5 protein-coding genes are annotated in these 11,573 nt (G+C 59.4%); 4 read left to right on the forward strand and 1 reads right to left on the reverse strand.

Annotated elements, in window-relative coordinates:
* The 3 genes from VA602_RS02640 to VA602_RS02650 all read left to right on the forward strand — a co-directional run.
* Positions 1-451: transposase (locus VA602_RS02640; protein ID WP_323452397.1), on the forward strand; the 451-nt coding region annotated here is incomplete at its 5' end.
* Positions 452-675: 224 nt separating this feature from the next.
* Positions 676-2,082 (forward strand): D-serine/D-alanine/glycine transporter, encoded by a 1,407-nt coding sequence (gene cycA, locus VA602_RS02645; protein WP_323452398.1) that lies wholly within the window; start codon positions 676-678, stop codon positions 2,080-2,082.
* Between the two features lie 172 nt (positions 2,083-2,254).
* Positions 2,255-9,322 (forward strand): Tc toxin subunit A-related protein, encoded by a 7,068-nt coding sequence (locus tag VA602_RS02650; protein ID WP_323452399.1) that lies wholly within the window; start codon positions 2,255-2,257, stop codon positions 9,320-9,322.
* 165 nt (positions 9,323-9,487) lie between these two features.
* Here VA602_RS02650 and VA602_RS02655 read toward each other — a convergent pair whose 3' ends face one another.
* Entirely contained in the window at positions 9,488-9,784 is a 297-nt protein-coding gene (locus VA602_RS02655; protein ID WP_323452400.1) for a hypothetical protein, read from the reverse strand.
* A 504-nt stretch (positions 9,785-10,288) separates the two neighbouring features.
* Between VA602_RS02655 and urtA the strand changes: the two genes are divergently transcribed.
* Positions 10,289-11,554 carry an urea ABC transporter substrate-binding protein gene (gene urtA / locus VA602_RS02660; RefSeq protein WP_151926082.1) on the forward strand — a complete coding sequence of 422 codons (1,266 nt, stop codon included), beginning with the start codon at positions 10,289-10,291 and terminating at the stop codon, positions 11,552-11,554.
* The last annotated feature ends 19 nt before the right edge of the window (positions 11,555-11,573 follow it).

Raw genomic sequence — 11,573 nt, forward strand, 5'->3', positions numbered from 1 at the left:
ATTGGATCAGTTGATCCAAAAGAAGATTAAAGAAGTGCTGCGAGAGGCTGGGCTGCAGGAGCAGGTCGCTCGCTGCCAAGCAGTAGAGGGCATTGGTTTTCTCACAGCGACAGCATTGGTGATGGCTTTTGTGAGGGGCGAGTTCAAAAGCAGTGACTCGTACATTGCATTCCTGGGAATGGATCTACGAGTTAATGATTCCGGACAGAAGAATGGACGCCGCCGCCTTACCAAGCGAGGTTGCTCAGAAATTCGTCGCTTATTGCATAACGCTGCGATGGCTGCCAGCAGATCTGCCGCTTGGAAGGGACTTTATGAACAGCATCTGAGCACGGGTAAAGCAACGACCCAAGCTCTGGTAATCCTGGCAAGAAAGCTCGCGCGGGTGGCATTCGCCCTGATGAAAAATCAGGACGAATACGTCACCAAAGGGGCGAAACTGGCTTGCTGAGAACCATAGAATCTCCCACAGGTACGGCGCTGAACCCCGACTCAGCGCCGTACCTGTGGGAGCGGGCTTGCCCGCGAAAAGGGCATCCGTTGATTTCGGTCATTCAAGAATCCCCACTGCACCGCCAAGATCGTGGCGATCTGTCACGCCCGCACCTTTGCAGTGCGTGTTAGCCTAACCGGCTTTCGCTCACAAGAAGACTGACCCTCAATGGAATGCAGCCTATGACCCGGACCTCATCCCCCCAGGCAGATGACCAGCATCTGCAGCGCAACCTGACCAACCGCCACATCCAGCTCATCGCCATCGGTGGCGCCATCGGCACCGGCCTGTTCATGGGCTCGGGCAAGACCATCAGCCTCGCGGGCCCGTCGATCATCTTCGTCTACATGATCATCGGCTTCATGCTGTTCTTCGTCATGCGTGCCATGGGCGAGCTGTTGCTGTCGAACCTCAACTACAAGTCGTTCATCGATTTCTCCGCCGACCTGCTCGGCCCCTGGGCCGGCTACTTCACTGGCTGGACCTACTGGTTCTGCTGGGTCGTCACCGGCATCGCCGACGTGGTGGCGATCGCCGCCTATACACAGTTCTGGTTCCCCGACCTGCCGCAGTGGATACCGGCGCTGACCTGCGTGGCGGTGCTGCTGTCGCTGAACCTGGTCACGGTGAAACTGTTCGGCGAGATGGAGTTCTGGTTCGCCCTGATCAAGATCGTCGCCATCCTCGGCCTGGTCGCCACCGGCCTGTACATGGTCATCACCGGCTTCCAGTCGCCGAGCGGCCACACGGCCAGCCTGGCCAACCTGTGGAATGACGGCGGCATGTTCCCCAATGGCCTGTTCGGCTTCTTCGCCGGCTTCCAGATCGCGGTATTCGCCTTCGTCGGCATCGAGCTGGTGGGCACCACCGCCGCCGAAGCGAAGAACCCCGAGCGCACCCTGCCGCGGGCGATCAACTCGATCCCGATCCGCATCATCGTGTTCTACGTGCTGGCGCTGATCGCGATCATGGCCGTGACCCCGTGGCGCGACGTGGTGCCAGGCAAGAGCCCGTTCGTCGAGCTGTTCGTGCTGGCCGGCCTGCCGGCAGCGGCGAGCATCATCAACTTCGTGGTGCTGACCTCGGCCGCTTCGTCGGCCAACAGCGGCGTGTTCTCCACCAGCCGCATGCTCTACGGCCTGGCCCAGGAAGGCGATGCACCGAAGGCCTTCGAAAAGCTCTCGCGGCGCGCCGTACCGGCCAACGGCCTGTACTTCTCCTGCCTGTGCCTGCTGCTCGGCGCGGTGCTGATCTACCTGGTGCCGAACGTGATCGAAGCCTTCACCCTGGTGACCACGGTGTCGGCGGTGCTGTTCATGTTCGTCTGGACGCTGATCCTGCTGTCGTACCTGAGCTACCGCAAGCAGCGCGCGGCGCTGCACGAGAAGTCGATCTACAAGATGCCTGGCGGGCGTTTCATGTGCTACGTGTGCCTGGTGTTCTTCGCCGGCATCCTGGTGCTGCTGAGCCTTGAGGCCGACACCCGTTCGGCGCTGGTGGTCACGCCGATCTGGTTCCTGCTGCTGGCCGTTACCTACCAGTTCGTGCGCAGCAAGCGTCATCCGCGTACTGCGGCGCGCAACGGCTGACACCAGAAGCCGTCATCTGCCCCTCGCCAGCCCGCGCCCTGCCTGGGCTGGCGTGCACACCTAATATTTCTGCCAGTTGTGCGTTTTCGCCGCCCCCCTTCCAATAGCGCCAGGACCCATGCGTCATGGCAAACCTGCCTGACGTGTCTTCATTCGCCTGGAGCACGCTGTCATGTCCGATCAGAGCAACCTCGCCTGTACTTACGCCCATCTGTTTCCCGAACAATTGGCCAACCCCTGCGACCCCGCTGCGCCTGAATCGAATACCGGCCCCATCGCCTACCTGCATGCGCTTTATCAAAAGGCTCTGAGCATCGAAGCGACCAGCGAATCGGAGCAACGTCAGACACTGGCTCAGCGTCGCCCGGATCTGGCACAACTGGTACTGGACCCTGAACGCCTGGAGCAACCTGTCAATGCACTGGCATTGGCCATTTCGACACTGACTCACCACGCCCAGGCCCGCGCAGGTTCAACTACCGACCTGCCCGAAGTGCTCGCTGATGCAGGCTTGCACGTAAATCTGCCATATCACCATGCGCACGAGCAGATCAAGACGGTGCTTGCACACAAAAAGATCCCCTACTTCGAACTGCTGCAACAGTCGCTGCGCTGTTACCCGGTGTTCTGTGAAGCACAACTGCGCAGCAAGGAGCTGCGCCAGGCCATGCGCATGGCCAGCGGCTTCGGGCCCGGGGTGCAGCAGTTGCTGCTCGATAACGACGCGCTGAACTTAAAACTCAGGGATTGGCGCAAATGGTACGGGCTGCAGAACACAACAGAGCAAAAGGCTATCGCGAGCCTGAAGGACGTCGAGACGTTCATGGGCAAGACCGGTCTTGCGTTCGAACAGGTGCTGGAGCTGCTTGCCATAGCCAGCATCGACGATGACGCACAAGCCGGTCACAGCACTGTCCGAACATCCGAGGCCTACCAACCGACGAGCGCAACGTCGCTGGAAAACTTCCATTCCGGCGCGGTCTTCATCAATGCACGCAGCAAGGTTCGCCTGACACTGAAGGACACCTTGTCCGGCGCCGGTATCAAAGCGACGTTCAACAGACTCGACGGCAACTGCTTGCCACGCATGTATCAGATGATTCACCTGCAACGCGAACTGGACCTGCCGTTCGCCGAGGTCGACCTTCTGTTGATCTCGATCCTCCGGGCCGAAGGTCAGAAAAAGGACTGGGATCTGTCGCCCACTACCTTGCGTGCGCTGGGGGTGTTCCGCTATCTGAGCGAGGCCTACGCCATCAGCGCCGAACAATTCGCTGCACTGGTGTGCGAGGTCTGCCCCTATACCGTCGGCACCCAGCCGGCCCTGCTCGACCGCGTGCTCGATGGCCCCGGCAGCACCGCACTGGATACCTCATCATCACTGGTACTCGATGACCGGCCCCTGGACCCGAACGACGGTGCCGAAGGACAGTTCGAGATACTTCCGGGCCTGGCCAAGGCATTGGGGGTCGATGAACAGACAACCCTCGACTGGCTGCAGTTGGTAAAAAACGCCCAGCCGAATCTGCAACTGACGTTGTCGCTCTCACTGCTGTCGGCACTCTATCGGCTCAGCCGCCTGCACCGCATGCTCAAGCGCTCGCGACAGGAAACCGATGCCCTGCTCCAGCTATTGGCCAACGCCGGCATCGACGTGCAGACACAGTTGAGCGGCACACCGCTGATCAGTGATATCGAGACGACCGGCATCCTCGACGTATTGATCGCACTGACCAATCTTGATCAGTGGCTGCGTCAACAACAGATACTTCCCAGTGCACTGCTTGCTGCCCTGACCATCGGCCAACAAACAGACGGCAGCTGGATCGAAGACCATCGAGCGAAGGCGATCAGGCTGCATCAGGTCGCAATCGACGCTGCATTGAAGGATGCATCCACACGCCCCGGTGATAGCGCACCTGACCCTGTTGAGGAGCCAGTGCGACACACAGCACTGGTTGCCCAACTCTTGGCAGACACATTGGGCCTGCAGCTGAACATGCCCGGTTTCACCCTGAACCATGTCGAACCACTGGTGAACTGGGTCGGGAAAAGCCACGCCGAGCTGTTGCAGGCTGCTGATTCGCTGACCGCCACCAGCCCTGCACAGGCGGGCGAGGCAAGCCAGAGCTGGCTTGATCTGGAAAAACGCTGCGCAGTGAGCGTGTTGTTTGCGTTGAGCCCTGGACTGATTCAGTGCATCGCCGATCACCCCGATAGATTCGCGCTTGAGCGCAACAGCCAGGCAGTCACCCTCGATGTTTGCTACAAGCTCGCCTGCCTCAAAGGCTGGGTAGCAGTCAGTACCGAGCAAGGGCGTAGCGAGGAAGACGTATTGCGCTTCTTCAAAGGATTGCAACCCAGCACCCTTGCTACAGATCGCCAACAGTTCGCCAGGACGATGGCCACGCTCTGTGCCTGGACCGACGACGACGTCGCGGCAGCCTGCCCGGCCTACGAAGAGCTCATGGAAGTGGAGGATACCCGACCGACCTTCAACGACTTCCTGGAGACGCTATCTACCGCTGAGCTGGCCGCTTACGAGCGCTTCAAGATCGACTTGGTGTTGCTCAGGGTGATCATTCGCGTGGCTGGCTCCTGGAATTATAAAGACAGCGAGTTCGGCAGCTTGAACGGCAAGCTGCTGAGGTTCCTCGATCAGAATCCCGGCCCTCTACTGGTTACCGAAAAACAATACCAGGACGCCTACAAACCCGAAAAATGGCTGGCGACGTGGAAATCAGCAGACAAAGGAGGCCATGAGTATCACCCGCTCGAATTCGAAGTCGTGGGTACTGCTCCGGGTACCGTAAGCCGGTCGGTGGGTATCCCGGGTGTACCCACCAACATCAGGCAGATCGACTACATCCTGCGCATGAAATCTCTGGCCCAGGCCACGGGCCTTGCCTGCCGTTCGCTGCTCGACCTCACCGAGCTCACCGAACACTCCAGCTACCGTCAGTACGAAGCCTCAAGCCAGTTGCTACTGGCCAGTACCGACGAAACCATGCGGGCCAGCGTCGACGCACAGAGCGCCGAATCGTGGCGTGATGCGCTGGCCGGCTACCTGATCGGGCACGGGGCCAAGGGTGCAGGCAATGCTTCGGTCGCTTTCGGTAATGCCGATGATCTGTGCACCTACTGCCTGTGCGACATCCTGGTCGGCCCCGAGGTGCAGACCACCCTGCTCGACCAGGCCATCGGCAGCCTGCAGCACTATCTGTCGCGCGTGCACGCACGTCTGGAGCCGGGCTACCTGGACAACGCGCCGTCTGGCGAGCAGCAACTGGCCTGGCAAGGCCAGATGGGTCAGTACGGCACCTGGAAGCGCAACCGTGAACAATTGAACCATCCGGCCAACCTGATCCACTACACCCATCGCACCAACAAGAGCAAGGCCTTTCAGGCGCTGGAAATCGAGCTCAATCAGGGCAAGATGGACATCACCCTGTTGCACACCGCCATCTGCAACTACCTCACCAAGTTCGAACGCATCAGTAACCTGCAGGTGGTCAGCGGGTATCTGGATGGGCACGATCCCAAGCGCAACACCTACCACCTGATCGCCCGCACCAACAGCACGCCGCTGGAATACTACTGGCGCACCCTGGACATCAGCCTGTGCGACGACAAACGCCGCCTGAGCCCATTGGCCTGGAGCGAATGGCAGCCAATCTCGCTGTCCCCTGCCGGAGAGATCGTCGGCGCCGCTCAGCCCGACAGCCGCGCCGATCTGGTACGTCCCGTCGTCATTGCTGGTCGACGCTACGTCTTCTGGTTGGAGCGCAGCGCCAACGATCTGGTCAACGGTAATGATGCCAGCGCCACCTTGCTCGGAAAGCGCAAGCTTACGGTCAACTATTGCTTCCAGCAGAGCGACGACACCTGGAGCACCCCCAATGAAATCCTGTGTCTGGACGGTTTTGCAAAGGGCGAGTGGAAACCAGAGACCCATGCCAAAAATAAAGAATTCGAGCCAGGTCTGATTGTTACCGTGAATCAGGAAGGGGAGAGAGCCAGCGATCCTTGGCTGACCGTACTGCTATACGACAGCAACGCGAAAGAAGAACGCGTTCATGACCGTGATTACTACCTGGTTTTCCGAGACTTGCTGTTGGTGGAGGAAAAAAGCCTGAGCAATACCGATGCCGATTCGCTCAGCCAGGTTCTGATCAATAGTTTTGGGCGAGAGCATTCAGTTGTTCACCCTTACGATGGGGAAATTATCCTCGCTTCGCTGATCGAGCCCTACATTGGGCACTCAAACTATCTACGTCGGTACGCCAAAGATATGACTCCACTACCGCCCCCCCCACCCACCCCAAACAAATTCCCAGCGAACTACGATGAGTTTACTGCCCTATCACACCCCTACGTTTCAGGCGATCTAGTCTGGACGCCAGACAACATAACAGACAACGACCCAGCACACCTTGAATTAAAAATCAACAAAACAAACAGCAACCTAACCATTAACTTCACTTCACATCTTAAGCCTCGCTCTATCGATATAAAAGGCCATATCTATATAAAAACAATTTCGTCACCTGAAGCAGCGACCCGGTGGGAACTCAAGGACTTCACCAATGGCATGTCGATACCTTCCACCGATGTCACTCACCTGAAATTCTTTCTTTGGACCCCCTTAGTCGATGATTACTTTTTCTATATTAGAGAGTACAAGATACATCAGTCCGGTGTAGATAAACCCTGGAGCATCTCCATTGCAGCCAATACAAAACAGGCTCAGTACCTGGACTTGACCGCAGTCAAGGACGACCCGCCACATCTCAGTAGCGACAAGTTTCGCCTCAACACGCTCTTCGGCAAAAACCTCGTCGCCCGTGCCAGCCAAGGCGTCGAACGGGTACTTGCGTGGGACACCCAGTCGCTGCCCGAACCCTCGCTGGATGAAAGCGATACCTCCCTGCCCACAGACTTCCACGGCGCCAACGCGCTGTACTTGCGTGAGCTGTTCCTACACGTACCGGCCATGATAGCCATGCGCCTGACCGAACAGCAGCAGTTCGAGGAAGCCGAAGACTGGTACCTGCGCTACCTGTTCAACCCGTATCGCACCAAACCTGATGCCGAAGGACGCCCCGCCCCCTGGTGCACGCGCCCGCTGGCCGAAGTCGGCACCCTGAGCTCGACCCTGAGCCAGGACGTCGACCCCATCACCTGGGTCTTTCTGCGTTCGCGCTATTACCAGGAAGCGATCTACCTTTCGTTGCTCGAAAACTGGCAGATGCAAGGCGACCACTTCTATCGCCAGATCACCCTCAGCAGCCTGAACCAGGCCTGGCTGTGTTATCAGCAGGCACTACAACTGCTCGGCCCACTGACCAAGGCGGACCTGACCTCCCGCTGGAGGGTCACAGCGCTCGAAACGCTGAGCGATGATGTTTTCCGCAGGCCCACCAACCCTCGCGTGACCGGGTTGCAGCAGCTGCTCAGGCAACGCCTGTCCAATCTGCGCCACGGCCTGACGATCGATGGCAAAGCATTGCCGCCGCTGACCTGGAACAGCGAGAGCCTGGAAGCCTTCCCTGGTGGCCAAGGTGGATTCAACAGCCAACCTGCAGTATTTCGAAGAGCCCAGGAAAGGTTGCCACACTATCGTTTCCGCCACCTGCTGCCCCTGGCCACAGAGGCTGCACGCCAACTGGCAGATCTGGGTCGTCATTACCTCGCGCTGATGGAAGGCCAGTTCGACAAGAAACTGCTGGTGTTGCGCCAGGCACACAATCTCAAGATGGCGGACTTCGCCATTCGCCTGCAGCAAAAATCCATCAACAGCCTGCAAAAGCGCAAATCAGGGCTACAGATGAGCAGAAGCAAGTTGATCGCCCGCGCCGACTGGCTAGACGAACTGATCAACATCGGACGCTCCCCTGAAGAAGAAGCCGCGACCGCGTTCACCTGGATCTCCAACAGCACCAAACTGTTGAGCATTCCTTTCGAGCTCGCAGGCTCGGCCGTAGACACTGGTGTGCCGACAATCTTCGGCTTGGCGGTCGGTGGGCAAAAGCCTGCGGCGCCCATGTATGCAACCGCTGCGGGCCTGAAGATCGCCAGCGATGTCTCGGACATGCTGGCCATAGAGCTCAAGACACAAGCCGACTACAACCGCCGCGCAGACAACTGGGCGTTCGAAAAGCGCGAAGCCGAATGGGACCTGAGCGTTATCAACAATAATCTCGAGGAACTGGAACTTGAGCTCAGCGCCAGCAACATCGAACTGGCGCGTTGTGTCCAGGACCGCAAAAACCTGTGGGAGGCCCATGCGTCCATGACCAACAGCTTCAACATCGTGGCGACCTACGACTGGCTCACGGCGCGCCAGGAACAGATCTACGGCAGTGCCTACGACGCCGTGCGGTCTCTGTGCCAGATGACCGAGTCTGCCTGGCGCCTGGAGATTGGCGACTATCGCCGCCAGGGCTTCTTCGACGCCTATGCCTGGCACGACAAATACAAGGGCATGCTGGCCGGCGAGTCTTTGCTGCTGGGGTTACAGCAGATGGAAAACGAGTACCTGTCGAACAACGAACGGCGACTGACCATCCGCAAGACCTTCAGCCTCAACCATCAATTGGGGCAAAAGCAATGGGACAGCCTTTTCGAGAAAGGTTCCAACGCCGACTCAGCGCCTTCCTTGAATTTCGCGTTTTCGGCAGCGGACTTCGACAAGAGCTACCCAGGCCACTATCTGCGCCAACTGAAACACGTTTCCGTCACCTTGGTCATGAAGGACAGGCCGGACCTGAGCGAGCTATGCGCCGTGCTCACCCAGGTGGCGAGCAACACCTTGCTCGAGCCAAACAGCACTGCGGCCACATCGATGTATCCTGTCATTGAAACGGCGACCATGCAGGAGAAAGAGGCGCGCGAAAAGGCCGCTCTGGATCCACTACTGGTATTGCGCAATCCAGGCGTCAATCAACAGATAGCCTTGTCTGAAACGACAACCGAGGATGGCCTGGGGTATGAGCCAGGCACCTGGGTATACGAGCTGATGTTCCATGACGGGCGCTACCTGCCTTTCGAAGGCACCGGCGCCATTTCGCAATGGGAGCTGAAGATCCTGGGCGACAAGGCGTTGCTCAAAGATCTGTCCGTGATTACCGACATCAAACTGAACATGGTCTACACCGCCAAGGCTGGCGATCAGGCCTTTACTGATGCTGTGCAAAAGCTGCTCAAACAAGCCAAGGATGACACGCCCTCCGACACCTGACCCGGCAAGGTATGCTCACACCTGCAAGTTCGGCCCGGCGCCGAGCCTGCAGGTGCTGGCCTGCCAGCGCTTCAGGGCGTGGCCGTGACAAAAACATGCAGCCCGAAGGTGTACATGGCCTGGTAACCCTTTGATCTGCGGTGCTGGATGGCACGGGCTTGCCCGCTACGGCACCTCCAGCCCCTCCAGCACCGCTTCAGCCAACGCCACGCCCTTCTCCAGTGAGTTTTCCGTCGCAGTCAGCAAGCTGCGCAGAGGTTCCCCCACCTGCTCCAACGCCAGCGCATTGGTTTCATACGCTGCCTTGAGCGCCGCGATCGCGCACACCAGCGCGTCGGCGCTGTCGATGCCTGCGCGCACGGTACAGATCGGGTCATGGGACTGATGGCAGGTGCCGTAATCCATGCTGGCCGTGACAGGCCGGCGACGACGCGGGGTTGGGATGTATGGGTCATGGATCATGACTGAGCCTCCCGCTGGGTGGATGCGGAAGGTGGATCTGGAACGATCTTCTTGAGCATGGTGCGTCTCCTTGCAGCTCTCTCTTTATGACGCTCCGAGCCCATACGCCAATATGGGTGGACGGAGCCGTGCGGGTTGGCGTGCCGGCAGAGAGAACCGGTGAGCCCGAAGGCTCCCACACACGGCTCCGCCCATAACGGGTGCAGCCATGCAGAGCAAAGTCGCAAGGAGCGTCAATGCTCGATCTCTCTGTATAACGGGACGCCAATCCCGGCCGCAGAATCTACTGCGGTGCCGAACGGTACTCAAGTACCGCTTATGTGTCAAAACTGTTCACCGCCCTGGCCCCAATCCTGTGCAGGCCAGCCGCGCAAGCACCAACCTGGCCCTCATCCAAGCCCCGCATCGAAGCACAACCCTTCTAATCTGCAGCCTCGCGCACCACGGCACAGCCTTTGCAATCTCCCTTCTGCCAACACCACAACAACTCAGCGGAGAGAGCACATGAAGCGACGCAGTCTGATCAAGGCCTTCACCCTCAGCGCATCGATTGCGGCGATGGGCCTGAGCTGGAGCATCCAGGCGGCCGAGACCATCAAGGTCGGCATCCTGCATTCGCTGTCCGGGACCATGGCCATTTCCGAAACGTCGCTCAAGGACATGGCGCTGATGACCATCGACGAGATCAACGCCAAGGGCGGGGTCAATGGCAAGCTGCTCGAACCGGTGGTGGTCGACCCGGCCTCGAACTGGCCGCTGTTCGCCGAGAAGAGCCGCCAACTGCTGACCCAGGACAAGGTCGCGGTGGTGTTCGGCTGCTGGACCTCGGTGTCGCGCAAGTCGGTGCTGCCGGTGTTCGAGGAGCTCAACGGGCTGCTGTTCTACCCGGTGCAATATGAAGGTGAGGAGATGTCGCCGAACGTGTTCTACACCGGCGCTGCGCCCAACCAGCAGGCGATCCCGGCGGTGGAGTACCTGATGAGCGAAGACGGCGGTGGTGCCAAGCGCTTCTTCCTGCTGGGCACCGACTACGTCTACCCGCGCACCACCAACAAGATCCTGCGCGCCTTCCTGCACAGCAAGGGCGTGGCCGACAAGGATATCGAAGAGGTCTACACGCCGTTCGGCCACGCCGACTACCAGACCATCGTCGCCAACATCAAGAAGTTCTCCGCAGGCGGCAAGACGGCGGTGATCTCCACCGTCAATGGCGACTCCAACGTGCCCTTCTACAAAGAGCTGGCCAACCAGGGCCTGAAGGCCACCGACGTGCCGGTGGTGGCCTTCTCGGTGGGTGAAGAGGAACTGCGTGGCATCGACACCAAGCCGCTGGTCGGCCACTTGGCGGCGTGGAACTACTTCGAGTCGGTGGAGAACCCGGTCAACCAGAAGTTCGTCGCCGACTGGAAAGCCTACGCCAAGGCCAAGGGCTTGCCGGGTGCCGACAAGGCGGTGACCAACGACCCGATGGAGGCCACCTACGTGGGCATCCACATGTGGGCGCAGGCGGTCGAGAAAGCCAAGTCCACCGATGTCGACAAAGTGCGTGAGGCCTTGGCCGGGCAGAGCTTCCAGGCGCCGTCCGGCTTCACCCTGACCATGGACAAGACCAACCACCACCTGCACAAGCCGGTGATGATCGGCGAGATCCAGGAAGACGGGCAGTTCAGTGTGGTCTGGCAGACCGAGCAGCCGCTGCGCGCGCAGCCGTGGAGCCCGTTCATTCCGGGTAACGACAAGCGACCTGACTATGCGGTGAAGGGTAACTGATTGCACGGGGGCCGCGTTG

The organism is Pseudomonas machongensis, from assembly GCF_034961125.1.
In the GTDB taxonomy this organism is placed as follows: domain Bacteria; phylum Pseudomonadota; class Gammaproteobacteria; order Pseudomonadales; family Pseudomonadaceae; genus Aquipseudomonas; species Aquipseudomonas machongensis.